Annotated in this window: 25 protein-coding genes and 5 pseudogenes; 7 read left to right on the top strand and 23 right to left on the bottom strand. The window is 41.9% G+C overall.

Going from position 1 to position 26230, the window contains the following annotated elements:
• Positions 1-20 precede the first annotated feature (20 nt).
• Together terS and V6D41_RS13130 are read right to left on the bottom strand one after the other, a co-directional pair.
• The gene (gene terS / locus V6D41_RS13135; protein WP_333518487.1) at positions 21-899 is read right to left on the bottom strand and encodes a phage terminase small subunit; all 879 of its coding nucleotides are present in this window, start codon (positions 897-899) and stop codon (positions 21-23) included.
• A gap of 47 nt (positions 900-946) precedes the next feature.
• Entirely contained in the window at positions 947-1210 is a 264-nt protein-coding gene (locus tag V6D41_RS13130; protein ID WP_333518630.1) for a hypothetical protein, read from the bottom strand.
• Between the two features lie 189 nt (positions 1211-1399).
• Here V6D41_RS13130 and V6D41_RS13125 point away from each other — a divergent pair, with 189 nt between their 5' ends.
• On the top strand, positions 1400-1744 hold the full coding sequence (locus tag V6D41_RS13125) for a hypothetical protein (RefSeq protein WP_333518486.1): 345 nt from the start codon (positions 1400-1402) through the stop codon (positions 1742-1744).
• 33 nt (positions 1745-1777) lie between these two features.
• On the opposite strand, the pseudogene V6D41_RS13120 reads toward V6D41_RS13125, so the two are convergent.
• The 8 genes and pseudogenes from V6D41_RS13120 to V6D41_RS13085 form a co-directional block, all read right to left on the bottom strand.
• Positions 1778-2703: pseudogene (locus V6D41_RS13120) on the bottom strand (DNA cytosine methyltransferase).
• Positions 2704-2809: 106 nt separating this feature from the next.
• A pseudogene (locus V6D41_RS13115) lies at positions 2810-3330 on the bottom strand (transcriptional regulator).
• Positions 3331-3377: 47 nt separating this feature from the next.
• Entirely contained in the window at positions 3378-4220 is an 843-nt protein-coding gene (locus tag V6D41_RS13110) for a hypothetical protein (RefSeq protein ID WP_333518485.1), read from the bottom strand.
• Positions 4221-4284: 64 nt separating this feature from the next.
• A complete protein-coding gene (locus V6D41_RS13105; RefSeq protein WP_333518484.1) occupies positions 4285-4455 on the bottom strand; it encodes a hypothetical protein in 171 nt (56 codons plus the stop codon).
• Positions 4456-5159: 704 nt separating this feature from the next.
• The gene (locus V6D41_RS13100; protein WP_333518483.1) at positions 5160-5729 is read right to left on the bottom strand and encodes a hypothetical protein; all 570 of its coding nucleotides are present in this window, start codon (positions 5727-5729) and stop codon (positions 5160-5162) included.
• A 261-nt stretch (positions 5730-5990) separates the two neighbouring features.
• Positions 5991-6158, bottom strand: coding sequence for a hypothetical protein (locus V6D41_RS13095; protein WP_333518482.1), 168 nt, complete (start codon positions 6156-6158; stop codon positions 5991-5993).
• 513 nt (positions 6159-6671) lie between these two features.
• Positions 6672-7025, bottom strand: a pseudogene (locus V6D41_RS13090) (2Fe-2S iron-sulfur cluster-binding protein); the annotation flags it as partial.
• A 272-nt stretch (positions 7026-7297) separates the two neighbouring features.
• Positions 7298-7888: a TetR/AcrR family transcriptional regulator gene (locus V6D41_RS13085; RefSeq protein WP_333518481.1), complete on the bottom strand. Its 591-nt coding sequence runs from the start codon at positions 7886-7888 to the stop codon at positions 7298-7300.
• Positions 7889-8035: 147 nt separating this feature from the next.
• On the opposite strand from V6D41_RS13085, the gene V6D41_RS13080 reads away from it, so the two are divergent.
• The gene (locus tag V6D41_RS13080; RefSeq protein ID WP_333518480.1) at positions 8036-9241 is read left to right on the top strand and encodes a serine hydrolase domain-containing protein; all 1206 of its coding nucleotides are present in this window, start codon (positions 8036-8038) and stop codon (positions 9239-9241) included.
• Between the two features lie 167 nt (positions 9242-9408).
• Here V6D41_RS13080 and V6D41_RS13075 read toward each other — a convergent pair.
• The 3 genes and pseudogenes from V6D41_RS13075 to allC form a co-directional block, all read right to left on the bottom strand.
• Positions 9409-9620, bottom strand: a pseudogene (locus V6D41_RS13075) (molybdopterin cofactor-binding domain-containing protein); the annotation flags it as partial.
• Positions 9621-9847: 227 nt separating this feature from the next.
• The gene (gene pucG, locus V6D41_RS13070) at positions 9848-11098 is read right to left on the bottom strand and encodes a (S)-ureidoglycine--glyoxylate transaminase (RefSeq protein ID WP_333518479.1); all 1251 of its coding nucleotides are present in this window, start codon (positions 11096-11098) and stop codon (positions 9848-9850) included.
• 17 nt (positions 11099-11115) lie between these two features.
• A complete protein-coding gene (gene allC / locus V6D41_RS13065; protein WP_333518478.1) occupies positions 11116-12354 on the bottom strand; it encodes an allantoate deiminase in 1239 nt (412 codons plus the stop codon).
• Between the two features lie 201 nt (positions 12355-12555).
• Between allC and V6D41_RS13060 the strand changes: the two are divergent.
• A pseudogene (locus tag V6D41_RS13060) lies at positions 12556-12627 on the top strand (hypothetical protein); the annotation flags it as partial.
• 81 nt (positions 12628-12708) lie between these two features.
• Positions 12709-13575 carry an endonuclease I family protein gene (locus V6D41_RS13055; protein WP_289348067.1) on the top strand — a complete coding sequence of 289 codons (867 nt, stop codon included), beginning with the start codon at positions 12709-12711 and terminating at the stop codon, positions 13573-13575.
• A gap of 32 nt (positions 13576-13607) precedes the next feature.
• On the opposite strand, the gene V6D41_RS13050 is transcribed toward V6D41_RS13055, so the two are convergent.
• Positions 13608-14711 carry an ABC transporter ATP-binding protein gene (locus V6D41_RS13050; RefSeq protein ID WP_333518477.1) on the bottom strand — a complete coding sequence of 368 codons (1104 nt, stop codon included), beginning with the start codon at positions 14709-14711 and terminating at the stop codon, positions 13608-13610.
• A 180-nt stretch (positions 14712-14891) separates the two neighbouring features.
• Between V6D41_RS13050 and frlR the strand changes: the two genes are divergently transcribed.
• Positions 14892-15620, top strand: a complete 729-nt coding sequence (frlR, locus tag V6D41_RS13045) for a transcriptional regulator FrlR (protein ID WP_333518476.1) — start codon at positions 14892-14894, stop codon at positions 15618-15620.
• Between the two features lie 24 nt (positions 15621-15644).
• Here the strand turns inward: frlR and V6D41_RS13040 are convergent, their stop codons facing one another.
• From V6D41_RS13040 to V6D41_RS13010, 7 genes are all read right to left on the bottom strand, one after another.
• Positions 15645-16499, bottom strand: coding sequence for a fructoselysine 6-kinase (locus tag V6D41_RS13040; protein ID WP_333518475.1), 855 nt, complete (start codon positions 16497-16499; stop codon positions 15645-15647).
• 13 nt (positions 16500-16512) lie between these two features.
• Positions 16513-17415: a carbohydrate ABC transporter permease gene (locus V6D41_RS13035; RefSeq protein ID WP_333518474.1), complete on the bottom strand. Its 903-nt coding sequence runs from the start codon at positions 17413-17415 to the stop codon at positions 16513-16515.
• A 3-nt stretch (positions 17416-17418) separates the two neighbouring features.
• Complete coding sequence (locus V6D41_RS13030; RefSeq protein WP_333518473.1) at positions 17419-18297, bottom strand: carbohydrate ABC transporter permease; 879 nt, start codon at positions 18295-18297, stop codon at positions 17419-17421.
• A 57-nt stretch (positions 18298-18354) separates the two neighbouring features.
• Positions 18355-19623 (bottom strand): ABC transporter substrate-binding protein, encoded by a 1269-nt coding sequence (locus tag V6D41_RS13025; protein WP_333518472.1) that lies wholly within the window; start codon positions 19621-19623, stop codon positions 18355-18357.
• 80 nt (positions 19624-19703) lie between these two features.
• Positions 19704-20690: a fructosamine deglycase FrlB gene (frlB, locus tag V6D41_RS13020; protein ID WP_333518471.1), complete on the bottom strand. Its 987-nt coding sequence runs from the start codon at positions 20688-20690 to the stop codon at positions 19704-19706.
• A gap of 200 nt (positions 20691-20890) precedes the next feature.
• Positions 20891-21265, bottom strand: a complete 375-nt coding sequence (locus tag V6D41_RS13015) for a nucleotide excision repair endonuclease (RefSeq protein WP_333518470.1) — start codon at positions 21263-21265, stop codon at positions 20891-20893.
• Between the two features lie 95 nt (positions 21266-21360).
• Positions 21361-22485, bottom strand: coding sequence for an NAD(P)/FAD-dependent oxidoreductase (locus V6D41_RS13010; protein ID WP_333518469.1), 1125 nt, complete (start codon positions 22483-22485; stop codon positions 21361-21363).
• Between the two features lie 158 nt (positions 22486-22643).
• On the opposite strand from V6D41_RS13010, the gene V6D41_RS13005 reads away from it, so the two are divergent.
• Positions 22644-22793: a spore protein gene (locus V6D41_RS13005; RefSeq protein WP_333518468.1), complete on the top strand. Its 150-nt coding sequence runs from the start codon at positions 22644-22646 to the stop codon at positions 22791-22793.
• Positions 22793-23065: a hypothetical protein gene (locus V6D41_RS13000; protein WP_333518467.1), complete on the top strand. Its 273-nt coding sequence runs from the start codon at positions 22793-22795 to the stop codon at positions 23063-23065. Before V6D41_RS13005 ends, V6D41_RS13000 begins: the two co-directional genes overlap by 1 nt.
• 350 nt (positions 23066-23415) lie before the next feature.
• Here V6D41_RS13000 and V6D41_RS12995 read toward each other — a convergent pair whose 3' ends face one another.
• Together V6D41_RS12995 and V6D41_RS12990 are read right to left on the bottom strand one after the other, a co-directional pair.
• On the bottom strand, positions 23416-25032 hold the full coding sequence (locus V6D41_RS12995; protein WP_333518466.1) for a type I restriction-modification system subunit M: 1617 nt from the start codon (positions 25030-25032) through the stop codon (positions 23416-23418).
• Between the two features lie 18 nt (positions 25033-25050).
• On the bottom strand, positions 25051-26223 hold the full coding sequence (locus V6D41_RS12990) for a restriction endonuclease subunit S (protein ID WP_333518465.1): 1173 nt from the start codon (positions 26221-26223) through the stop codon (positions 25051-25053).
• Between the last annotated feature and the right edge of the window lie 7 nt (positions 26224-26230).

Raw genomic sequence — 26230 nt, 5'->3', positions numbered from 1 at the left:
TGGATTTTCTTCCTTGTTAATTATTTACCCTCTTCCTTACGCTTAAGCTCAATAGTAATGTAAACAGAATTATCAACCGGGCGAGCTGTGAGCCTTTCAAGTTCTGCTTGCTTCGTCTCATTTGTAAGATAAATGCCGTGCAGCTTTAATTCGTGTTCATCCATTGATCGAGTCATATCATGTTTCTGTCGGATGGCTTTTAGGCGCTTCTCAGTAACGCGCGTCATCGCTTCCTCTAATCGCAGAATCTTATCTATGCTCGGTTCAGATACTTCTTCGACTTCTGTGACCACTAGACGCTCATTTAAAAGTGCCTGGTGCTTCACTTCCCCTGTTTTCTGGTCCTTGGTCGGCACAATGTCTTTTACCTTACGCAATTGCTGAAGAACTCGGCGTTGTGTTTCATTCAATCCATTTTCAATTTGCATGATAGGCATCATCATTCGCCGCTCTTTTAAATACAACTCACGTATCGTTAATTCAATTTGATAGAGCGGGTCTGTTTCGATCTGGCCAAACAGCTCTTTTTCTGTATCATCCATGAAATCAAATAAGATTGATTCATACTCACCAGTGCGCAAAGAGTTTTTATTTCCTTTGGGGGCTGCGCCGCCTTTATTACCTTTTGCGTTTTGATTGCCTGAGGGTGCCTTTCCTCCCTTGTTTCCTTTGGCGTTTTGATTACCTTTCGGAGCACCTTGACGAAAAGGAGCGCTCCCTTTTGATTTAGGAGCGCTCCCATTCATTTTTTCTTCCCATCTATCGTTTGCTTTCCATTTGCGGACAGTGCTACTTGTGACGCCTAATTCCTCTGCAATGTCTTTTAACTTCTTGCTTCCGCCACTTTCTTCCCACAAACGAAAAGCTTCGTCTCTACGTGGATCTCGCGGTCTTGGCATTACATCTCACCCACCCCCGGACCTCATATTTGAGTTTGTGTTTGTTTTTAAATTTCTTCATCTTTCTGAAGTTCTATATCAAGCTCTATGAGCTTTTTTAAATCGTCCACAGTATTGACCTTGATATGGCCACTTTGAAAGTCTTTGACCCACTGGGCGATACCTGCGTGAATGATTTTTCGGTATTTCTCTTTTAATTGAGTGATGTTCTCTAACAACTCGGCACTATGCAGGAGAAGGAGATTCTCTTTTTCATCATCAGAAAGAGAACTTATGTTTCTATTTTCTGTTGCATCCTCCCTATCCTCCATTACAATATGAGATGAGAGCGTGATGTTTTCCCACAACGCGGCCGCGTCTTGATCACGCTCTTTGACAGGGAGTTTCTCTCTGTTTAGAAAGGGAGGGTGTTATCAGCACCCTCTTTTTTTTTGGACAAAATATAATCGCATTTATCATTTGCATAATATTTACAGTATAAATTTAAAGGAGGCTTTTTTATGCAAAATCAAGAAAATCCTGTACCACCTCCAAGGCAACAACAGCCAACTGTGACACCTTCTCCACCACCACCAGGACAGAACATTTTAATGTATTATCATCGCTTGCAGCGAGACTATAACGAAGTTGAAAAGCTTGTTAGAGAAAATCCTGGAATCAATAATAACTGTCGAAATAAATGGAGTATAGCAATCACTACTCATGGACCGTTTAATCGATTAGAACCACGCCTATTTTTCTTTGAAGCTGCAGGGTTTGTGACTGGTAGTGTTGTTGGATACGAATTTAATTGTGGTTGGGAACCAATACACAAAGACTTGTATCCAGTACATCTTAGCTGTTGATTCATTAAAAATAAGTTTGAATGCGGAACAATTTTATATAAACCATTGAATATAAATCTGTTCCGCAATCTTTTTCATCATGACCGGAGGAACACTCATCCCACAAACATATTGAGCAGATGCGTTCATAAAGTCGTAATCGAGCACGGGAAAGACTGCATCAAAATAATGTCTCGTTCAGAGATGTAATAAGGCTCGTCATAACGAACAAAGACAGAACCGCTTGCAAGTGTAGGCGGCACAATACTGTTTTTCACTAAAATCGTATTGAAATTAGATTCTTTCCCTTCTGTCCTCTTTGTTATATCACCTATGTTGTTATCTGATGGCCTTCTCTTCACCCATCTCCTATACAATTTTGATGTCTCTTTCAATCTGGATCCGCGCCCGCTCCTAAACTCTTTATAAGAGATAGGCCGCTCATTAAACGAGAGCTTTAGCTGAGGCAGGTTCAGGTCTTTTCTCCGGCCAATAAAAAAGACCCGCTCTCGTCTTTGCGGGACTCCCATTGTGGCAGCATTCAACAAAAATACCTGAACGTCATACCCTATTTCTTTTGCTCTTTCAATTACAAGCTTCACATACCCTTTTGCTTTGCCAATGATCATGCCTTTCACGTTCTCGGCTACAAAGGTTTTCGGTTTCAACCTTTCAACTGCGTCCAGGTAATCAAAAAATAAATCATCAAGCGACTGCTTAGCCTGTCCCTCTCTGAAAGCTTTTTCCTTTCCCCAAGCATCCTCCCGATCACCGGCCATTGAAAAAACGCTGCATGGAGGGGATCCATCGAAAATATCCAAATCGAATAATTCCTCCGGCAAATCGTCCAATTTGTAGAATTTCCTGATATCCATTAAAAACGAGTATTTAGGATTGTGATTCTTTCTATAGATTTTCATCATTTGCGGATCAATTTCACAGTTTCCGAGAAGGTTATATCCAGCAAGCTTGTAACCCATGGAGGAACCGCCACCACATGAAAACGTACTAAAAAACTTCAATCCGTTCTGCTCAACATTTTTCAGATCAGACAGATACCATCTATAACTGTTCATTATTGCTCACCTACTCATTAAAAGAGAATCCACATTTAGGGCAGGTATGTTCAAATTGATCCTCTTCGTAATCATCAAGATCGATTTCATGATTATCGGTAACCTTCCTGCCGTTCCCCGCATGCTCTGTCAAATCTTCTAAAATACTTTCTAGTTCGCCTTCTGAAAAGCCGGTTAAGGACAGATCAAAATTATTTTCTCAAGTTCTCTTAAAACTTGTTCGAGCTTATATTCATCCCAATCGCCGCCTGTTTTGTTAAGTGCAATATTTAAGGCTTTTTCCTCGTTATCATCGAGATTCACCACCGAAACAGTAAGCTCTGCAGGGTTATTCTCCATATGTATTTTGAACCGCTGATGTCCACCTACAAGGTTTCCTGTTCTTTCGTTCCAAACAAGCGGCTCGACATTACCGAACCGTTCAATAGATGCTTTTATTCTTTCATAATCGGGATCGCCTGGCTGAAGATCAATCCGGGGATTGTAGGGAGCGGGGTTAATCTTTTCTACTGGTATAGTTCTAATATCCATAATGTTTCGCCTCCATATAAAAAAGCACCCAAATGGATGCTAAAATATTAATTAAACTTATTCTGCATATTTTTTATAAGCGACTTAATTTTTATTATGTTTTGTTCCTCTGTAGATTCAATGATATAGGATTCGGTTTTATCAGGAGAAATTAAAATTAACTCAAGATTTTCTTTTGAATCGTTTAACCACACAACATCCCAATTAAGTACCAATTTCATTTTCATTTCTTTTATATGACTATTAAATTCCTCAACTTTTTTTAGTTTTTCTTCATAAGCTTGTTTAGTGATTAGATAAAGCCTCGATGTAGTCCTTAAAGAAAATCTTCTTATCAATAAGCAAACTCCTAATATTAAAATTATATAGAGAAACATTTTAAATAAGAGTTCACCATTTCTGTAATATGCGCTATTTATTATGGCCTTTAATATCTCATCTAATTGGTTGTTTGCAGGATCTGCTATATCAAAAAACTCAAAAAAAGACTTGCTCGGATTTGATCTTGTTTCTTTTATGTATTCTTGTTGAATTCCAAAAGAAGTTAAACCAAATATAAATGTAAAGAGTGGAACTAAAAAGGTGACTGCAGCACTAAAGAAAGGCAATGTTATTAAATTAATGAAAGCTGCACGAGAAGCAAAGTTTTCTTTTCTTTTAAACTCATCTTCAGCTGCAATCTTTATCATTTCTAATTTATCTAGGCTATGTTGACTTATCAACCAATTTTTGATAAAACTCATTCTACCTAAACTCAATAAGTCAATAATATGCAATTTAGACTCTCGAGTATTTTTCAATATATAATTTTTAATTATTAAATCATTTTTCTCTAAGAGTTTCTTTATAAAGAAAACAAAAGCTACTACTAGTATTAGGGGAATAATCATCAAAATAACCTCCTGTAATCCCCCTTTATTTTACAGCATAATAAATTAAGTTAGAATAAGCTGTTCACCTTTTTCTTCGAATTCTACCCCCAACACGTCTAAATGTGTCACGTTTCGTTCCCATGATTTCTTCCCAATCCTGCCTTGTCAAAGGTTCATCTGCCTTTGTGGAGGGACTCAATACTTTTCTAAGCTGCTGTTTCGTGTCAGCAGATAAAACGTCTCTCATCTTCATCTTTCATTACTCCTTGCCGAATAAGCACCGCCTTACGCTATTCGCTTTTATTTATTTGTGGCCCACCGATTTTCTCCAGAAAGTAAGCAAAGAAAATGGAGAGCCGTGTTAGACTTTCCTTGCAAGCGGGATCTCACCGCTTGCGTTCCCCGTGACTATCGCGCGCAATACTGCATAGACTCCAGCCGCTCCTCCTGTGAAGCAAACGACCTTCATAGTCATTCGATACATCCGAGTGCACACTTGATAAAGGAAAGGTGCGTCTCCTGGTTTGGCCATAAAAAAACGGCCACTAATCAGCTGTACAAATTCCCATGTACAAAAGATCAGCGTCCGTAGGTATCTCCTTTTTGGACTGTTATTCACGTTCGTTTTCTTGTCTCTATCGTATGACAAATTGAGCATTGAAAAACCCCCAATTCCCCCCCATTTTCTCGGCTATTTATCGATTTTTTCTTGTAACCTAAATGGCTACTATAATCAAAAAACAGTTTCCAAAGAAGCTGCTTACTTTTTAGTTTTAACAAAAAGTTTCCACAGTTTATAAACTCCGAAAGACAATAAACTGAGACCTAGTAAAAATACCAAAATCAAGCTACCAAAGAAATAAAACCCTCCCATTGAATCCCACTCCTTTTCAGTATCATATGAGTTAAAATTCAATAACGATAAAAAGAGCAGACACTTAGGCCTGCTCTTTTTCATTAATCCCACCATTTAGTAGAAACGCTTGTTAACGGATTTGTTAGTTTCTCAAGGTGTAATTCTGCTTTCTTATTATCGCCATCTACAAAACTACGAACATCAAACACAACTTCATATGTTCCTTTTTGGTTAGATAAACTAAAACGTGAAACCGTATCATCAAAAGGAACAGGATCTTCTTCTACAAGTTTATACTGCCATGAGATTCCAGGGCCAATGTATGGTTGAGAAATTTGAATCCCAAGATCTCCTCCACCAGAATAAAATGTTTTTGAACGAGTTTTAAACGTAGAAGATCCTAAGTAATCCCATTCTCCTGCTCCTAAAACAGAAAATAGGCTTACATTATCAGAAATCTTTTTAATCTTCGGTTGTACTGTAGATTGATCGTTAATACCATCTTCCGGACCATCTTTTGCAACGACAGGATCTAATACATCAGTTCGTCCATCTTCCGAACCAATTTTTTCACCTATCGGGTCGATTTCTTCAGCACTTACAGAATTAATACCAAAACTAGACACAAAGAACCCTGCAACAATCGCACCAACAAAGAATATTTTTTTCATTCCCTTTTCCCCCAAATGAATCATTTTATTTTTTCAATCGATTTAACAGGTACTTCCGGTGGATTGAGAATTAAATCAATCCGTTGAACAGTGACAAAGACGACAGAAAAAATCAAGGAACAAAGAAAGGTTAGTAAAAGTATTTTCCACCAATTTAAGTTATTCATCATCTCTCCCTCTTTTCTTAATTGGTAATATTACCTATTCCCAATATTAAACACATTTAGGTAAAAAGTACAGGGGGAAAAAGGGAACATTTTGTTAAAATCCTTGAAGCGTATAGGTCAAAAAGATAAACACCACAATTATGGTTACAACAATAATTGCTTCTTTAGAATAATTTTTGTCATCTTCTTGCTCTTGTTTCTTCTTTTTAATTTCTTCTCTATACTTTTGTTGAACTTCTTTCTTCTTATCATTCGTTTTCATGATTAAACCCCTTTGAATCCAATTTGATTTAGATTCATTATTCCATCCCCCCTTTCAATTTATTGCAATTTTAACGCGCAACAATTAAGTACACCAGTGTAAAAAGCCTCGGCTAATATCCTACTAACGATCACTCGTAAATGTAGACACTAAATACAGGGTTTACACAAAAAAGCCCTTAGATCATTCCAAGAGCTATTGCAATATCAATGATAGCAGCCTTCTTTAACAAATAGAATTTATCCGATTTTATGCCAAGCTCCATAAAGAATTCAACCTCTTTGCCGAGGAAGATGAGAGAGAAGCTCTAGAGATTTCACTTGATTTTCCGAAGAATTTAGCATACTTGAAGAAATAACACTGGCTGTTAAAGTAGATAAACAGGTAATACATAATTTAATAAAATCATGGAGTGATATGACTGACAAAGAAAAGAATCTATTGCTAGATACAGTGTCTAGTATTGTAGTCGAGAAAGTAAATGCGGGATAACCCTTTGATCGTCTTACAATTTTAAAAATCGTTTTTTCCATCACACAATTCTCTTTTAATCCTCCAAGCCGACCGCATAATTCCGCCATACCCGGTACACAGGCACAAATTCCCCACCAGCCCTTCTTCTATCTCTTCATCTGCGGGATGCGGGTTTTCCTCGAACAGCGCTTTAAGCGCAATCGTCATGCCCGGGGTGCAGTAGCCGCATTGGAAGCCGCCTTCTTTCAAGAAAGCGGTTTGGCAGATATCCAGTTCTTCTTTTTGAAGCCCTTCGATGGTGGTAATGGAGTGGCCGTCTGCTTGATAGGCCATCGTCATGCACGCATTGGCCAGCCTTCCGTCGGTTAGGATGGAGCACGCTCCGCAGCGACCGCTCCAAATGAGTAGAGAAAATGTCCGCCGTCCACAGGATCTCCAATTATTTTGAAAGGCTTTACTTTTTTAAAACACAAAAAAGAGCCTATCAAATTTGATAAGCTCTCTATGTAAGTTTTAATCAAACTTTTTTATAAAACGAAATGTTCATTCAAAAAGAAAAGAATACATTTTGAGAAACTTTATTTCAAACCAACATCAGTTTAAACAGATTGTCCTTGCGATAGCGAGTTTTAACCTTCATTAGTTGAATATGTATCTTTCTTTTTTTATTTTGTTAGTCCTTCTGATAAATACTCAATCATTTTTTTTATCATTTTGGAGAAAGTTGGTTCTCCAATTTCTTGACGATGTAAAGGAATAAGTATGGTTGTTCGAAAAAGCCCGATAAGGACTTCAGGATCATCTTCTGTTACACCGTTTTCTTGTAGGAATTTTATAAAATTCAGAGATCTGTCTAAATCCTCTTTTGCATGATTTTCTAAAAGATCTCTAGGAAGTCTTTTCACAATTCGTTCATATTCACCTCTTTGATAAAGACTTTGTAGAAATGGATTCTGTTCTATAGTTTTAAATGATATTTCAAAGAAGCGAATTAAAAGGTCTTTTGCCGATAGTGGTTCATGCATAATTTCTGAAATAATCTTCTCTTTTATGTTTTCCTCTCTTCTTAATACTGCGTAAAACAACTCTTCTTTTGATGAAAAATATGTATAAAAAGAACCTTTTGCAATTCCACATGCATTAACTATGTCATCAATACTGGTTTTAGCGAATCCATATTGAGTAAACAGTTCTTTACTTTTATTAAGAAGCTCTTCATATATGTGTTTTCTTTGTTCAGATGTAATTCTGGCCATAATTTATCTCCTTCAATCCAATTCGACTATTTATATACTTTTAGTCATTTATCTGTTAAATTTATTTTATTGTATGGTTTATAGTTTGTAAATACATAAACACTATTCAAAAAAAGTGCTTGTTTATACTTAACGAGGTGGAAAGGCATGATTATAAAAGATAATTTATCTATTCGTGGATTTGTTGCATCGGGATTTGAGTCAGTAAAGGAAGAATTCATTAGAAACTTCTCTAAGAGAGGTGAAGTTGGAGCTGCTTTTACTGTATACATTAATAATGAAGTGGTCGTTGATTTATGGGGAGGATATCGAAACCGACATACTCGTGAAGAATGGAAAGAAGATACACTTGTTCAAGTGTTTTCTGCTACAAAAGGATTTGCTGCGCTAGCTTTATGTTTAGCACATTCTAGGAGTTATATTAACTACGATGAGAAGGTTAGTACATATTGGCCTGAGTTTGCTCAGAATGGAAAGGAAAGCATAACTGTTAGACAACTTCTAGCACACCAAGCTGGCCTTTCACCTCTAAATAATCTAGGAATTGATGTACTAGAAGACTTAGATACTTCTCGTTTATCAGTTTCCCTTGCTACAAGTAAACCTGCTTGGGATGTTGGCAAAATTCATGGCTATCATGCCTGGACAATTGGAACCTTGATTGGAGAACTGATTAAAAGAACAGATCCAAAACATCGAACTTTAAAAGATTTCTTTCAAGAGGAAATAGCAGAGCCATTAAATGCGGAGTTTTATATTGGGCTCCCTGCAAGTATTTCTAAAAAGAGAATAACAACTATTGAGGGGATAAATCACCCGATTCAGTTACTTAGGGGAATAACAAAGTTACCTAGAAAAATGCTGTTTGGTTTTCTTAACCCAAGATCATTAGTAGCTACAAGTTTAGTAGACCCTAAAAAATTTGTAGCAAATGAAAATTTTAATCATCGTCCTATTTTATCTATAGAATTTCCTTCAGGAAATGGATTAGGACAAGTTAGAGCAATGGCAAAAATTTATGGAGCTTTTGCTAGTGGTGAAAAAATACTTGGATTAAGTAAAGAAACATTAAATGAATTAAAAAAAGAAGCTGTTCCTCCAAAATCAGGTTATTATGACCATGTGAACTGTATAAACATAGCTTATTCTTTAGGATTTTGGAAGCATTTTTCTGGCATGCAATTCGGAAGAAGTGAAAGCTCTTTTGGTCATCCTGGTGCAGGAGGATCGTTTTGCTTTGCCGATCCAGATGAAAGATTAGGTTACGCTTATGCAATGAATAAACATGGATTTGGAATGGCTAATGAACCAAGAGAACTTGCGTTAAGAGAAGCTTTGTATAGTTGTCTATAAGAAATAAAAGTACACAAAGTATCAGAGATAATTTTAGTTATTATTTGTAGGTGAAATATCAAGCATTGAACAATCAATCTTACTATGATTATATCTAATTTGATCATAAGTTTAAACTTTCAAAATTAAATAATAAACCTATATTATTGATATAATGTTATTCAATTTCGATGCCCAAGCGGCCCCAGATCATGCGGTTTTCTGATATTTTTTCTTCTCAGCTCCAGCGGATCGATGCCGAGCAAGCCGCTGAGGCGATCAAGATGGGTTTCGAGCGCAAATGTGATTTGATTGCCGCCAAACCCCCTAAATTTCCCGTCACCCCGTTGTTCGTAAACACAGATATCCCTTCAGTCCGAATATTTGGAATGCGGTACGGACTGCATCCTCCTCTCAAAAATCGCTGGAAGAAACAACAAGTTCAGCGTGATTTTATAGGTAACTTGTATAAAGAATAGCTGATGGAAGAAAAAGTGACTCATGCTTCGTCAGAAAATGCAACACAGGGAAAGACGATTTGTAAAAAGAGTCAAACGAAGAAAACAGATTGGAGAAAAAGCGAAATCTTATCGCTAAAAAAGCTTGCGGCATTCCGCAAGCTTTTCTTTATACCGCTGTCTGACGGCCAGCGTTTTCATACACATCAAGCGCCGCTTGAAGCGCTTTCCCCGCTTCAATCCCTGCGCCATGTCTGAGTAGCACAGCCTCTAACCCGGCAAGCACGAACAGCACATTTTCTTTTCTGCAGCTGTAGCCCATCGTTCCGATTCTCCATATCTTTCCCGCCAGCGGGCCGAAGGAGCTGGCGATTTCGATGCCGAATTGTGCCAAAAGCATATGCCGGACAGACTCGCCGTCAATGCCGCCAGGGATTTCTACACAGGTGACAACAGGCATTTTGCAGCTGTCATCTCCAAACAGCTTCAGCCCCATTGCCTTAATACCTGCTGCTAATGCAGCCTCATGGTGGCGATGCCGCTCAAAGCGGGCATCAAGACCTTCTTCAAGCGTCAGCCTGACACCCTCACGCAAGGCGTACAGCATCGTCGTTGCTTCAGTATGATGATTGAGCCGTCTTTCGCTCCAATAATCCTCAAGCTGGCTCAAATCAAAATAATTGCTTGTGATCGGCCGGTTCCCCGAAAGCGTTGCCCTGTCAGCTTGTGTCGCAATCCCGCGCTCCACCTTTTTTCGAGCCGCAATCACATCCGCCACCCGCTCATTATATGTAATAGGTGCCATTCCCGATGGAACAGACAAGCACTTTTGCGTGCCGCCGATGGCCGCGTCAATCTTCCAATCATCGACTTTGACCTCGCAGCCGCCAATCGTCGCAACTGCATCGACGATGAACAATGCATTCTGGGCGCGGCAGGCTTCGCCGATTGCTTCCAGCGGGTGAACCCGCCCTGTCGATGTTTCCCCATGCACCATCGCCACGATTTTCGGTTTCACTTTTTTCATTTCCCGTATGATGTCCTGCGGGTCAAAAACCGTTCCCCACTCACACTCAAGCGTATGAACATTGGCTCCATACCGCTCAGCAATTTCAGTCAGCAAATAACCGAAGCGCCCATAAATGGGGATGAGCACATCATCTTCCGGCTCAATCACACTCGCCAGCACCGCTTCGATTCCCGCCCGTGAAGTGCCGTCAATCGGGTATGCCCAGCGGTTTTTCGTTTGAAACAGCTCCCGGAGCATTTCCATCGTTTCATTCATGATACCTGTAAACGCCGGATCAAATTGGCCGACAACCGGGGTGCTCATCACTCTTAAGACACGCGGATCTACCTCCACAGGTCCCGGCGTCATAATCGTTCTTAACGGGGTGCATAATTCTTTTCTGCCTGACACAGCTATTCCTCCCTTTATCAGTAAGCCAGTCTGTATAATAAATCAGCCAATGCGCGGACGCCGTTCTCAAGCTGTCTGGCTGAGGTATATTCCTTCGGTGAGTGGCTGATGCCGCCGCGGCTTGGCACGAACAGCATACAAGCCGGATAGCGTCTTCCGATCATTTGCGCGTCATGTCCTGCTCCGCTCACCATTTCTTCACAGCTGAGACCGTTTTCTGCCGCTGATTCAAGAGCCGCAGCCTTCAGCCTTTCGTCCATTGGCACAGGCTCTATCCGCATATATTCATCATTTATGGCACGAATCCCTTTTTGATGGCAAATGCCGTTGATCAAAGCAGCCATGTCATTATGAAATTGCTCCAACACGTGCTGATGCTGATGGCGAATATCGATTGAAAACTGCACGCGGCCCGGTATGACATTGGCCACATTGGGCTCCGCCGTTATTTTTCCGCATGTCAGACGGAGCTCATCCGGCTGCTCCTCCGACCGCAGCAGCAGCTCATGAATGATACGGCTGCTAGCTGCAAGGGGGTCCTTGCGCCATTTCATAGAGGTTGTTCCCGCGTGATTGCATTCCCCCTCCAGCGTGACGAGATATCGCCTCTGCCCCGCAATACTTGTCACAATGCCGAGATCCCGGCCTGACATTTCCAATGTCTGACCCTGTTCAATATGAAGCTCGACAAAGGCGCTGATATCTGTCCTGCAGGCTGCCTGATACTCACCTTTACCAAAACCGCACTCATACATCGCTGTTTGCAGAGAAACACCTGATTCGTCTCTCGGTTCTTCTGCATCCTGTACAGAAAAAACACCAGTCAGATTCCCCGATCCCCAATAGGTCATTGGAAAACGGCTGCCCTCCTCCTCACATAAGGAGACAGCTTCGAGTGTTTTTTTCGGTGCTCCGTACGTTTCTTTGAGCTGCTTGATCGCGAGCATTGCCGCAAGAACGCCATAGGCGCCGTCATACTTTCCTCCATTGAGGACGGTATCGATATGTGAACCGGTTAAAATAACCTCATCCGGGGACTGGGTGCCCGAAAGCCTTCCAAACACATTGCCGACATCGTCGAATCTTGTTTCAAGCCCAAATGCCGACATTTCCGTCTTCACGGCAAGCTGCGCATCCATCCATTCGTTTGTATACAAAAGCCTCGTCACGCCGCCGTCCGCGGATGTGCCGTATTGGGCGAGCCATTCAATATAATCTGTGATGCTGTTTTTGACTGAAAGCTTCTGCTTTTCCATGTACTCCCCCCTCTGGCCGTTATGGTGACTTCATTATAGAAGGAGGAACACGGATAGTTCATTGGCATATTAACCAAAAAAACGTTTATTTTTTAGTCATAATATCTATCCAGCAGCATAACGGCCAGAAAACACTCTACCTCTCAGGGCTGTTTTCATGTAAAGTCAAAAGAAAACACGGTAAGGGAGAGAGCCAATATGCAAAAACGAGGCCTAAAGATATTGGAACAGCGGATATCCGCCTCCTCCAAAGGGACTAATTTACAATTTTAATGAAAAATATACAAAATAACACTTCTATCCTTTATTTCAATTTTAGATAATAGACATGATCTGATAAAAGGAGGGCAAGTGATGACCAAAATAGCAAGGTTTCTGCCGCTCGTCTTTGTATTACTGATTTCCGGATGGTTTGCGCCCGCCGCCTCAGCAAGCACGCAAACCGCACTGAGCCTGAATGAACGATTGGCTTCTTCCTATTCAGAAACCGGAGGGCTTCTCTCATTAGCCGCTCCCGCTGCACCCTACGCTGACACAGATACCTATTATGAAGGGGCTGAAGGAAAGTCAGGTGAATCGCTAAAAAGCGCCCTGCACCGCATCATCAGCGGACACACGACGCTGTCATACAGCGAAGTATGGAACGCGCTGAAAGAAACCGATGAAGACCCAAAAAACCCAAATAACGTCATCCTGCTCTATACGAATGAATCGCGGTCGAAAAACCTGAATGGCGGCAATGTCGGCGATTGGAACCGCGAGCACGTTTGGGCGAAATCCCATGGTAATTTTGGCACAAGCAAGGGGCCTGGCACCGACATTCACCATTTGCGCCCGGCTGATGTCCAAGTCAACAGCGCCAGAGGAAATATGGATTTTGACAACGGCGGCACAGAACATGCCAAAGCACCCGGAAATTATTATGACGGAGACTCATGGGAGCCCCGCGATGATGTGAAAGGCGATGTCGCCCGCATGCTGTTTTACATGGCAGTCCGTTACGAAGGTGATGACGGGTACCCTGATCTTGAACTGAATGATAAAACAGGCAACGGCTCAGCCCCTTATCACGGAAAACAATCTGTCCTCCTCGAATGGAATAGGCAGGATCCGGTTGACGACCGCGAGCGGAAAAGAAATGAAATCATTTATGAGAAATATCAGCACAACCGCAATCCTTTTATCGACCATCCTGAATGGGCGGACGACATTTGGCCGTAACAAAAAGGTGCTCCTTTTTAGGAGCACCTTTCCTAATACACAGCCTCTTCCGTCTCCGCATCGAAAAAGACGACGTGATCCATTTTCACCGCCAGCTGGATCGAATCGCCTGCGGCGATTCGCGTGTTTCCGTCCATGCGGACCGTGAGCCGCTCGTCCCCAGCCGTGACATGCACAATCAGCTCCGCTCCCAAGTTTTCATTCACTTCCGCCTTCGCTTTAAACACTGCATCAAACAACTGATCATGTCCCGTCGATTGTGTCATATGTTCCGGTCTTACGCCGGCAATCATCTGTTCTCCGGCATATCCCTTTTCCTTAAGCCGCTTCGCTTTTTCTTCAGGAATATGAAGCCGGATCGAAGGGTTTATGAAAAACAGCTCGCCATGCCGCTCTTCTATCACGCCTTTCAGAAAGTTCATTCCCGGGGAGCCGATGAAGCCTGCGACAAACAGATTTGCCGGGTAATGATAAATGTCATGAGGTTTCGCCACTTGCTGGATTTCCCCTTCATTCATCACGACAATCCGATCGCCCATCGTCATCGCTTCGGTCTGGTCATGCGTGACATAAATGACGGTTGCCTCTAAACGCTGGTGCAGCTTGCTGATTTCTGTCCGCATTGTCACTCTCAGCTTTGCGTCCAGATTGGAAAGCGGCTCGTCCATTAAAAAGACCTTCGGCTCCCTCACAATCGATCTGCCAAGCGCCACCCTTTGTCGCTGGCCGCCGGAGAGTGCCTTCGGTTTTCTCTTCAGCAAATGTTCAATCTCTAAAATTCTGGCTGCCGCATGGACCCGCTCTGTAATTTCCTGTTTCGGCATCTTTCTGAGCTTTAATCCAAACGCCATATTATCAAAAACCGTCATATGCGGATAAAGCGCGTAGTTTTGGAATACCATCGCAATATCACGTTCTTTCGGCGGAAGATCATTGACCCGTTCCCCATCAATGAGGAGGTGGCCTTCAGAGATGCTCTCCAGTCCCGCCACCATCCGCAGCGTGGTCGATTTTCCGCATCCTGACGGCCCCACCAACACCAAAAGCTCCTTATCCTTTACATCTAAATCAAAGTCCTTCACCGTTAATTGAGAGTGATATGCTTTTTTGACATGCACAAATGTTAATGAAGCCATCAGACATTCCCCCTATCTTTTGATCTGTTATTTCGTCACTGGAAACAACCCAGTCTTTCTGTTATTTTTAGAGTAATCAATTCCCATTTTTGCTATATTTCTAAAATAAAAAATGTAAATTTGTATTATAACGTCATAATACATTATAATATGAATAATAGGTTAAAAGGAGGCTACCCTTTGTTAAACAACGGAAGTTCTACACCTTTATACATTCAGCTAAAACAAATCATCACTGATGACATCAAAAAGGGCGTATATTCCCCAACCGCCAAGCTGCCTACCGAAAGCGAGCTTTGCAGCAAGTATCATGTCAGCCGCATTACCGTCAGGAAAGCCATTCTCGATTTAGTCGAAGAAGGCTATCTTATCAGGCAGCAAGGAAAGGGAACGTTCGTTAAAAGCCCTAAATTAAAACGGGAGCTGATCGCAGTAAACGGTTACTCGGAATTTATGGAATCAACCGGCAAAAAACCGAAGCATCAGGTGCTGTCCCATGAAATCATTCCGGCGGCAAAACCCATTGCCGAAAAACTGCAAGTCAATCCCGAGAGCCCTGTCGTTGAATTAAAACGGATTTTATATAACGATGACCAGCCGCTCACCTTTGAAGTGACGCATTATCCACTGGATTTGTTTCCCGGCATTGATACCTTTATAGCTGACGGCGTGTCCATGCATGATATTTTAAAGCAACAGTATCAAGTCGTTCCTGCTCACAATACGAAACTATTAAACGTTGTATATGCCCAGCAGGAGGAAAGCAAATACCTGGATTGCGATATCGGGGATGCGCTGTTTGAAATCGATAAAACAGCTTTTACATCAAACGACCAGCCAATCTACTGCTCACTGTTTTTGATGCACACAAACCGTGTCACTTTTACCATCAACAGCCCCTACGCATAATCGGCATAAAAAACGAGACACTGCTTATAGTATTCTCGTTTTTTCACTGCTTCCCCCATCCTCCAAGCGAAAAGGATAGCCGTAGCCGAATGCCCCGTACACACCGCATGTTCTCGCAGCCGTTTCCGCCGCTTGGCGCAAAGCGTGCGTGATGTCCCGCTTCTCGCAAAAAGCAGTCAAAAAGCCCGCTATAAAAGAATCTCCCGCTCCAAGTGTATCTATTATATCAGTTTCAACAATCGGCTGATGATAGATTCGGTCTCCCGCAGACAAGATCGCTCCTTGGCCCCCGCGGGTCATACAAACGATTTTAGCTCCGTACCCATGAGCTGCTTTGGCAAGCTCACCGCACTCCGACTCACTCAAATCACTTCCTGAAAAAAACGCATGCGTCACATAAGGACAAACCCTCCTCAAATAATCATCCTCCCGATTGGTTGAAAAATCAAAGGAGACCGGGATCAGGCCGCACAGCTGCGGAAGGTCGTTCTCAAGCTTGCTGTACACACTGGTATGCAGCAGATCATGCCCGCTGACAAAGGCTAGATCTTTCTCCTGAAACACAAGACGGAGCCGGGACTGAATGCCGCCTTTATTTGATCTGACAAAGATCCGTTCCCCCTGTTCATCAAGGGTGACAATCGCCATTCCGTTTTCTCCGTGCGCCTGGCGGATATAATCCGCGTTGACCTGCTCCAATTTCAGTACATTCAACAGATGCGCCGCGGCTTCATCATTGCCGACGATTCCGATATAGGAAGCCTCATGCCCGAGCCGTTTGGCAAGTACAGCGACGTTCAAGGCATTTCCTCCCGGATAGAACATTTCTTGGTCCTGATAGTAATCGACAACATTATCTCCAACCGCAATCAATTTCATTGTGCTTCCTCCTTTATCCTTTTACACTTCCGCTTGCAATCCCGCGGACAAAATATTTTTGCATCAATAAAAATAGAATCATAATCGGCGCGGCTGAAATCGTTAATCCCGCCAACAGGACGCCCCAATCTGTCTGCAGCGCGTCTCTGAACTGCATCAGCCCCGCTGGAATGGTCCGCAAATTCTCATCATCTATGAAAATAATCGCAAACATAAACTCATTCCACGTATGGTAAGCCGTCAAAATGCCGGATGTCACCAAAATCGGCACACTCATTGGTAAGAAAATTCTGAAAAATACACCGAAACTCGTACACCCATCTAAATAAGCCGCCTCCTCCAATTCTTTAGAAATAGAAAGAAAATAAGAGCGGATCAAAATGATGGTGAACGGGATCCGATAAGCCGCATAAGGCAAGATCAAAGCCCAATACGTGTTGTAAAGCCCCAGCGACTGAATAATAGAATAAAGCGGCACAAGACTGACCTGCGGCGTCAGCATCAAACCGCCAAGACAAATCACCAAAAAGAATCCTTTTCCTTTAAACTCAAACCGGGAAAGACCGTACGCCGCCCATGCACTGACCAAGACAGTGAGTACACACGTAAGCACCGTGACGATGACACTGTTCATAAAATAAGAAGAAATCCCCTGATTCCAGGCGGACACAAAATTTTCCGGATGCCACGAAGACGGCAGCGACCAGCTGTGCTCAAAAATATCGTCCGAGTTTTTAAAAGCACTCATCACCATCCATAGAAGCGGATAGGCAATCGCAATCAGATAAAGAAACAGGAAAATCCATACAGACGTTTCTCCGATGTACCATTTCCGTCTAGGTTTTCTTTTCATCTCAATATGCCGGTCAGGCACAGGCTCCAATCTGAACGAATCTGTCTTCTTCTGAGGCAGCATCTCTTACTCCTCCTTCCCGGTTTTAAAGAGCTTCATTTGCATGAGCGACAATGTGAGCGTAATGATTAACACCACGGTGGCAATCGCTGATGCATAGCCCATCATATCCATTGTAAAGGCGCTTTTATATAAAAACGTGCTTAAGACTTCAGAAGCGTTTCCCGGCCCGCCGCCTGTCAATATGTACGGTTCATTAAATACCGTAAAGGCGCCGGTCAGCGTCATCACCACCGCAACAAAAGACATCTCTTTCGTCTGGGGAATGGTAATGTGAAAAAACTGCTGAATTTTTCCCGCGCCGTCAAGACGCGCCGCTTCATACAGTTCATCCGGTATTTTTTGAATCGACACAATGTACAGCATCGCAATATAACCGACAGATTGCCATTGAGACACAAAAATGACAGACAGCATAGCCGTATTGTTATCACCGAGCCAAGCCCTCGTCAGCTGATCAAGACCGACCGCCTGAAGCAGCTGATTCAAAAGCCCCGTCTCAGGGTTGTAAATAAAATCAAACAAAAGCGCGATCACCGTCATTGAGATGACAACCGGCAAAAAGAAAACGGTGCGAAAAAACGGCGACCATTTTCTAACCAGCTTATCCTCAAGCACCGCCGCCAAAATCAAACCGCCAAATACCTGGCATACAATAGAAATCACTGCGTAAAGCACATTATTGGTAAGTGCCTGATAGAAGACAGGATCATGAAATAATTCAACATAGTTTTTCAATCCGATAAACGTTTTTTCCGGAGAAAAAGAGCTCCATTGAAACAGGCTGAGGAAGACATTCTCAAAAATCGGGATATAAACGAAAAGTAAAAAAACGAGAGCAGGTACCAAAAACAAATAGGGGATTATTTTATTCTGATTGACCAAGGATATCTCATCTCCTTTATAAAAAGAAAAGGTGCAAAGCTTCACCTTTTCTTTGATTTATTCAGCTGACGCCCTCACTTGCTTCGCTGCCTTTTGAACGGCTTTCATCACCTGCTCCGGTGTCATGTCGCCGCCGAGCATTTGCTGGACGCTCGTTAAGTACGCATCTGCGATTTCAACATCGACATCCATATCAAACCATGGCACCATTGATTTGGCATCAACAATTTGCTGAACCGCTTCACGCTGAATGGCTGTAGAATTTTCTTCAGTAGCCGTTCCTTGCACCGCACTGTATTTCCCGACATCTTTGACGAGCTTTTCACCCATTTTTTTCGACGTCAGAAACTGCAAAAATGCCACCGCTTCCTTCGGATGTTTTGTTTTTGAGGCAATCATTAACCCTTCCGGCGCTCCCGTTAACGCTTCTGATGATCCTTTTTGCCCGCTGATATCAGGGAATGGGAACATCCCCAGATTCACTGGTTCAACCAGCTTGATTTCCGCTGTTTCCGCATATATCATCGCCGACTTTCCACTCTTAAATTGCTGTCTCACATATTCGTGGTCAACGGAGTTTACATGTTTATTGAAGTAAGGCATCAGCTCCTGAAGCTTTTCAAGTGCTTTTACATAGCCTTCATCAGTAAATTCACCCGTTTTGGCGTTATAGTCCTTTTCCCGTGTTTTTTCATCAACCATCCGCTGATTGAGCGTACCGATATAGTGCGAGATTGTCCAAGTCGCCTTTGTTCCGAAGCTGATTGGTGTGTAACCATTTTCTTTCAGCTTCTTTGATACATCGATGAATTCGTCCCATGTCTTCGGGGGATCAAGGTTCAGCTTTTGAAAAATGTCTTTATTATAGAAGAATGATTTAGCGTCCATTTGCCATGGCACGCCATATTGCTTGTTTTCATAAGTAAATGATGTAACTTGCGAATGAACGAGCTGTGATGACCAATCTGTATCGTTTTTGTAGTAGGACGAAAGATCAAGTGCCTTATTGCCTCTGATGAATTTAAAAGCAAACTCGTCACTCCAAGAGAAGTAAATGTCAGGAGGGCTGTTGGTTCCCAGCATAACCTTAATTTTATCTTTATAAGAGTCATTCAAAACGGCTTCAATTTGTATGTCGATATCCGGGTGCTCTTTTTCAAATTCCTTAACAACCTCTTCAAAATAACTTTTTTCCGGCTCCTTCGGCCATCTATGGAAAAATTTCAATGTCACCTTTCCGTCCGCTGAACTGCTCTGGCTCGAACAGCCCGCAATGGTGAGCATACTGACAGCTGCAATGATCAAAAACAACAACATTTTCTTCAAAGGGTTGGCCTCCTCTGGACATTAGACTATAATGTTATATAACATTATAGTCTAATGCATAATGGTTCCGCATTTTCAGATCAATACTCAACTTTCCACATGTATCTTCTATGAGATAAAGGATGATGTCTCGCCTCTGCCAGCGCGTCCGCATAGCTTCTCAGCACACGGTTGAGAACGAGCGGCGCAAGATAGCCTTTAACTGAATCGTCAATTGCAGTGAAATCATAAGATGCGGCATCAAGCACCGTAAGCTTTTTGCCATACTTTTTCGAGAAGGTAAGCGCCCGCTCTTCAAGAGGCCTTGTTTCATCTAAACCGAGCAGGATGATAAACGGCACGGATTCATCAATAATTTCAAACGGTCCGTGAAAATATTCTCCGGCATGAATAGCGTGGGAATGAATCCATTGCATTTCCATGAGAATGCAGATGCTGTAGGAGTAAGCGACACCGTAGTTTGCACCGCTTGCCATTGTATAAATAATGCTTTCTTTTTCATGAGCTTTTGCGAATTGCTGCGCGTTGTCAGCTTCCTGCTTCAGGGCTTCATCATACACAGCCTGTAATTGATCTAAACCTTCAATTGCTTGTTCAAATGTCGTATTGTTTTCTAATACTTGCAGGGTCCCGAAAACGATTTGATACAGAACGCCATAGTTCGTATTGATCGCAAGTGCCTCATCACCCCAATCGTACTGGGCAACATATTGCGCTTCCTGTGCTAAAGGAGACTCCGGCTCATACGTCATCGCAATCGTAAGTGCGCCCTTGCCCCTCGCAAACGCAGCGGCTTTGACCGTTTCCGGAGTATTTCCCGAATGCGAACACAAAATGACAAGAGACGTTTCACCAAGCTGAACAGGATTGCGTTGGATAAATTCGTTCGAGCTGTAAAGATCGGAGTTGATTGCTTTTGACTCTCTGTCAAACACATACTTACTCGGATACATGATGGCCGAAGACCCTCCGCATGCGACAAAAAATACATGGTCAATGGTTTTCCCTTTCAAATCCTGCAAGAAAGCTTGAACCTCACGATTTACTTTTGCTGTGACCTGACTCAAATCCTTCACTCCTTATTTTTATTATATAACGTTATATAACATTATATATTGTTATATTAAAGTCCGGAGTTAGGATTGTCAATATTATTTTCTGAAATTTCTCAATAATTTAATTAGATATAATACGGAAAAATGCCCAAATCAAAAGCCAGAACTTAACATAAGCTCTGGCTTCGTTGTGCAATCCGCAGACTGACGTCTTATTTAAAAAATACCTTGTCTATATTGTACTTCGATTGCTGTGTATTGATGATATATGTTTCGTAAATTTCTCTTTCCATTGGATCATCGACTACACATACTTCAATTTTATATACTTCGTCTCTGTGATGTTTGATCGGTGAGACATTGTCTTCAAAATGCTTCTTAATTCTCTGTCTTAACTTTCTGGCTTTACCGACAAATAGCAGCTCGTCATGAATGTTGTAAAACATAAAGATGCCACCTTTATCCCTTGGTATCTGGTGTAAGTCAATGAATCCATAAATCGCCTTTATTTTCGGCTCGTTATCATTAGCTGACTGCTGTCGTTCGGTGATGGTGACATTCGGTGCGGGTATATCAATTTTTATCAAAATCAGTTCACGTCCTCTTTTTCATTAAAGATAAATGCTAACACAGACAGAAAAGAAAAGCTAGAACAGCTTTATACTATTTGTTTGTTATGCTTTTACTTATTATGCAACGCTCCGGCTGGATTATAAGGGCTAAGGTCTATTTCTGTCTGCTTTCCGAGAACTAGCTTTGCGAGCTCTGAACCCAAGAACGGCCCCATCGTTAATCCCGAAGCGCCTAAACCATTAGCTGCGTAAAGCCCTTGGATGTTCGGCACGACGCCGACAACCGGCAGAAAACCCGGTGTAAACGGCCTAAAGCCCACTCTTGTTTCCATCACAGTGCTGTCAGCAAGTCCCGGTGCTGCCGTAAGCGCTTTGCTCAATACCTCATGCTGTCCTCCGGCTGTCACACGCAGATCATCTAGATCGGCCTCATTTTCATGGGTGGCGCCTGCAACAATTCTGCCGTCCTCAAACGAAAGAATATACTGGTCATTCGGCGGCATCACCACCGGCCACGATCCGGTATCGGCACCCGGGATTTCAAAGTGCATAATCTGCGCTTTCTGAAAGGACACTTGAAAATAAATGCCCAGAGGCTTCATCAATTCATTGGCCCATGCCCCCGCCGTCACAATTACAGCGTCAGCCGCAAACTGCTGTGTGTCTGTTTGCACGCCGGTGACCGTTCCGTTTTCAAAAAGCAGGGACGCATTTCCTTTGATGATCTTTGCGCCGCGTTTCTCTGCAGCGCTTAAAAGTGATCGGCACAGCGCTCTCCCGTTCACACGGGCGGCACCGCTGATATGAACCGATTCATAGCCATCAGCTAAAAGCGGAAACAGCTTTTTCGTTTCACTTGCGGACAAGCGGGTAATGCCGCCGATCTCCGGCGCATCCTCCCGTCTCTTATACGCCCGCTCCTCCATCTTATCAAGCTTTGACACATCAGTATGAATGCTGATGGCACCGACACGCTTGTATCCTGTGTCCGTTTCTCCGTCTTCTTCCAATTGATGGATTAAATCCGTATAGTACCGTGCTCCTCCCTTAGCAAGCCGATACCAATCCTGATTGCGCCGCTGCGAGAGCCAAGGACAGACGATCCCGGCCGCCGCATCAGTCGCTTGTCCAGGTTCCTTCCGGTCAATCACCGTGACCCGGGCACCCAATTTGACAAGATGGTAAGCAGCCGACGCGCCGAGAATCCCTGCGCCGACGATGATGTACGATTTCATATGCAAACACCTTTTCTTTTAGAATCTCTATTCATTTTACCAAATCAAGTGCTTTCCTTCGACCTTTTGCCCCAATGTGGAAAAACCGCGAAGTTCGTCCAATCTCTTCACTCTTCTATCGAATATCCTGTCACTATCAATAGAGAAAGGATGATACCATGAGCGAAAATCGCCATGAAAATGAAGAAAACACAGATCGCAATGCGGCAGTCGCAAAAGTCCAAAACAGCGGCAATGCAAAAGTCGTGGTCAACGTGAATACTGATCAGGATCAGGCACAAGCGCAGTCACAAGATGAGGAAGAGTAATGAACGAAAATATTATTCCTATTAACAGACATGCTCAAGACATGCCCGACAATGGATCCATGATCGAAAACAGCGGCAACTCAGAGGTCCATATCGACATTCACATTGACACAATGCCGATCGCCTTTGCCGTTTTATGTTCTGCATTAGCCGCAAAGCAGATGACAAAAGAGGAATTTGACACAGCTTATGCTCGTTTACAAGAGATGAACAGGGAACATAACAGCAATACATCTGTTAAACAAATCATCAATCAGGAGATAGAAGAGTAAGAAAACCGCGGCCCCCGGCCAGCGGTTTTTCTCCTACATACAAAAAGGACGCGACTGAAAACCAGCCACGTCCTTTTTTATGAAACAATTAACCGATTGAACCTTCCATTTCGAATATGATTAAATTTGCTCGAAATGGATGGACTGATTTACACCAAAACCGCTTAAACCTTTGATATATAGCTATTTCTTCCAAATGGTTTAAAATGGATTATAATATCAAATTGGCACGAATTTGGCATGTGCTGAAGCCGCATACAATATCAGCTAAGTCCCCCAACTTACGCTGTTCCCAAGTGTTTGTGAAAAGAGTCAAGATTTAAATCCTCCTTAGCTCTTTTCTAACAATATTATTTACCTAAAAGACTGATAAATTTACTCAGTTCTTCTTTGGCTTCATCTGTTGTCCCTTCCAGCTCATTCATTAACCCAAACAAATTATCATATGAACTCGCAATTTCCGCTTTAACTTCTGCCAACTCTTGAGCCACTTGTGAAAGTGGAATAACTTCTTCTTCTTCAAACGTGTCAACATAACGTGGAATGTTTAAATTGTAATCATTTTCTTTGATTTCATCCAAAGATGCCACATGAGCATATTTCTCAACGTCTTTACGGTTACTGTAAGTTTCAATTATTTTGCTAATGTTGTCAGAAGAGAGTTTATTTTGGTTCTTTTCTTTTTTAAACTCATTTGAAGCATCGATAAACAAAATATCTTTATTCTTACGAGCTTCACGACCTTTGAATACCATCACACAGGTTGGGATGCTTGTACCATAGAACAAGTTAGCTGGCAATCCAATAACAGTATCTAATAGATTATTGTCTATGATATTTTTGCGGATTTTACCTTCAGATGCACCACGGAAGAGCACCCCATGCGGCAAAACGATAGCCATTGTTCCAGTTTTGTCTAAATGATAAAGTCCATGCAGTACAAAAGCATAATCTGCCTTAGATGCAGGTGCTACACCATAACCCTTGAAACGTGTATCTTTTTCTCGATCAACATCTTTTGTATCCCATTTATGTGAATATGGGGGGTTTGATACGACGGCGTCGAACTTCAAAGGAATTTGTGTACCATCTTTTTCAGCAAATGGCCAGTCAGCATCAAGTGTGTCTGCGCGTTTCAACTCCATATTGCGATAGTTAACACCATGCATCATCAAGTTCATGCGAGCTAAGTTATAAGTCGTCGTATTCAACTCTTGCCCGTAAAACTCAACACTTCCTTCTTCATCACCATTTGGTAATTCTTTTTGGACTGTTAAAAGAAGTGAACCTGATCCCATTGTAGGGTCATAAACACGGAATTGACGTCCAGTTCCATCTGCATCATTCGTTACAATCTTTGCTAAGATTTGACTAACTTCATGAGGTGTATAAAATTCCCCGCCTTTTTTACCAGCATTAGCAGCAAATTGTCCAATCAAATATTCATAAACGTCACCCAAAATATCATGTCCTGAATCGTCTTTGAAAGTGAACTCGTTAATCATCAACACGATATCATTCAAAGCCTTTGCACGTTCGTTTGTACTTGAACCAAGACGTGTGTCCCCAAGATTAACATCTGAAAATACGTTAGCAAAGTCAGCTTCTGCGATCGCGTTACGTTTGGCATTTGTATTGAACGAGTCAAACATATCTTGGAAGTCACTAGCTTTAATTTGGTGATTTTCAATTTTTGATACAATTTTGTCCCAGGTGTAGGCTGGGTCAATCGCATATCCGATACCTTTACTGATTTCTTCAAGGTAATCTTCTTTTTCAGTGTCATCTGTCACTTCGTAGAACTCTTCCAGATCATTGACTTTCAAGTATTCATCTTGATTTTCTGATAAGTAGCGATAGAACATAAATGGCAAAATATAGTTCTTATACTCACTTGCATCCATTGTCCCACGCAGTTTGTTAGCCATTCCCCATAGCTTTGATGTAATATCTGTTGCATTACTCATTTGTGTGAACTCCTTTTCTTATATAAACATTTGTTGAAGTAGTGATTTATTCAAATTTTTAAGCGAAATTAACTCACGCTGATGAAGGGTGATGAGGTGGTCGAGTTCTTTGAAAAAGGATCCAACTTTCTTCTGTTCGTTTTCTGACGGAATTGGCACAATGACATTTTCAAGTTTTATCATAGTCAATGCTTTTTGATTTGATCCTGCTGCACTTTCTAAAACACGTTTCTTTCCTATACCATTACCTAGATATATATTTAAGAATTGTGAGTTAACTTTGATCTCGCTCAACCAGATTAAATTACCATCTTTAAAATAGAAAGGTGTATTGTCAGAAATCACAAAGGAGTTTCCAAGTGTTCCAACGGCAGTAATTAAAATATCTCCAGTTTGGGGTACACCATATTTATTTTTCAAATCCTTATAGTGCTCTTGCGAAATAAACAAAACATCATCTAATTTTGAAGAACTTCCAAGCTTTGATATTTCTGACCCTCTAAAAAATGGTATTCCTTTCTCTACATACTCTTCTCTGTGAACACGTTTACTTGAGCTTAATTTTACTAATTCCCCCAGTTTCCGCTGTTCCCAAGCATCAGTAAATCCTGCAAAGCGAATTTCAGGAAAATTGGCTCCATCTTTCGGAAACATTTTTTGAAGCAGACTCTTTTTCGTCTCCTTCAGCAGTTCCAATTTACGCTGATGAAGGGTGATGAGGTGGTCAAGTTGGCTAAAAAATGAGCCAATTTTCACTTGTTCTCCATATCCTGGAACTGCAACATGAACTTCATTAATCGTTGTTTTTGATAAACTCGGTACACCAGTCGATTCATCTTTTTGTTTCCAGTTCACTCTTTTGAAAATTGAATATACAAATTCTAAATCATATTTTTCTTTTGGAACTGCATAGAATAATGTATCCACGGTCCAAAATGGTGCTCTCAATATATATGGTTTATTAATTGTACCTTTTCGTCCGATACCAATTCCATCCTTAGCATACGAAAGTGCCTCACTCACACTTAGCATATATCCACCCGTTCCATAGACTGGTATATCACCTTTGGATAAATGTTTGTAGTCCCGACCAGACCGAACATCTACAACTTCCCCTAACTTCCGCTGTTCCCAAGCATCATTAAATCCCGCCAACCTGATATGAGGTGATTTTGTTATTTTATCGATCATTTCTGAT

This window comes from Bacillus sp. 0102A (assembly GCF_036765155.1).
Lineage (GTDB): Bacteria > Bacillota > Bacilli > Bacillales > Bacillaceae > Bacillus > Bacillus subtilis_G.
This window is presented reverse-complemented; position numbering and strand designations above follow the sequence as displayed.

Bases quoted from the DNA above. Each gene is read 5' to 3' on its own strand.
- terS (WP_333518487.1), bottom strand. From the start codon at position 899: ATGCCAAGACCGCGAGATCCACGTAGAGACGAAGCTTTTCGTTTGTGG.
- V6D41_RS13130 (WP_333518630.1), bottom strand. From the start codon at position 1,210: ATGGAGGATAGGGAGGATGCAACAGAAAATAGAAACATAAGTTCTCTT.
- V6D41_RS13125 (WP_333518486.1), top strand. From the start codon at position 1,400: ATGCAAAATCAAGAAAATCCTGTACCACCTCCAAGGCAACAACAGCCA.
- V6D41_RS13110 (WP_333518485.1), bottom strand. From the start codon at position 4,220: ATGATTATTCCCCTAATACTAGTAGTAGCTTTTGTTTTCTTTATAAAG.
- V6D41_RS13105 (WP_333518484.1), bottom strand. From the start codon at position 4,455: ATGAAGATGAGAGACGTTTTATCTGCTGACACGAAACAGCAGCTTAGA.
- V6D41_RS13100 (WP_333518483.1), bottom strand. From the start codon at position 5,729: ATGAAAAAAATATTCTTTGTTGGTGCGATTGTTGCAGGGTTCTTTGTG.
- V6D41_RS13095 (WP_333518482.1), bottom strand. From the start codon at position 6,158: ATGAAAACGAATGATAAGAAGAAAGAAGTTCAACAAAAGTATAGAGAA.
- V6D41_RS13085 (WP_333518481.1), bottom strand. From the start codon at position 7,888: ATGGCCAGAATTACATCTGAACAAAGAAAACACATATATGAAGAGCTT.
- V6D41_RS13080 (WP_333518480.1), top strand. From the start codon at position 8,036: ATGATTATAAAAGATAATTTATCTATTCGTGGATTTGTTGCATCGGGA.
- allC (WP_333518478.1), bottom strand. From the start codon at position 12,354: ATGGAAAAGCAGAAGCTTTCAGTCAAAAACAGCATCACAGATTATATT.
- V6D41_RS13055 (WP_289348067.1), top strand. From the start codon at position 12,709: ATGACCAAAATAGCAAGGTTTCTGCCGCTCGTCTTTGTATTACTGATT.
- V6D41_RS13050 (WP_333518477.1), bottom strand. From the start codon at position 14,711: ATGGCTTCATTAACATTTGTGCATGTCAAAAAAGCATATCACTCTCAA.
- V6D41_RS13040 (WP_333518475.1), bottom strand. From the start codon at position 16,499: ATGAAATTGATTGCGGTTGGAGATAATGTTGTCGATTACTATCAGGAC.
- V6D41_RS13035 (WP_333518474.1), bottom strand. From the start codon at position 17,415: ATGCTGCCTCAGAAGAAGACAGATTCGTTCAGATTGGAGCCTGTGCCT.
- V6D41_RS13010 (WP_333518469.1), bottom strand. From the start codon at position 22,485: ATGAAATCGTACATCATCGTCGGCGCAGGGATTCTCGGCGCGTCGGCT.
- V6D41_RS13005 (WP_333518468.1), top strand. From the start codon at position 22,644: ATGAGCGAAAATCGCCATGAAAATGAAGAAAACACAGATCGCAATGCG.
- V6D41_RS13000 (WP_333518467.1), top strand. From the start codon at position 22,793: ATGAACGAAAATATTATTCCTATTAACAGACATGCTCAAGACATGCCC.
- V6D41_RS12995 (WP_333518466.1), bottom strand. From the start codon at position 25,032: ATGAGTAATGCAACAGATATTACATCAAAGCTATGGGGAATGGCTAAC.
- V6D41_RS12990 (WP_333518465.1), bottom strand. From the start codon at position 26,223: ATGATCGATAAAATAACAAAATCACCTCATATCAGGTTGGCGGGATTT.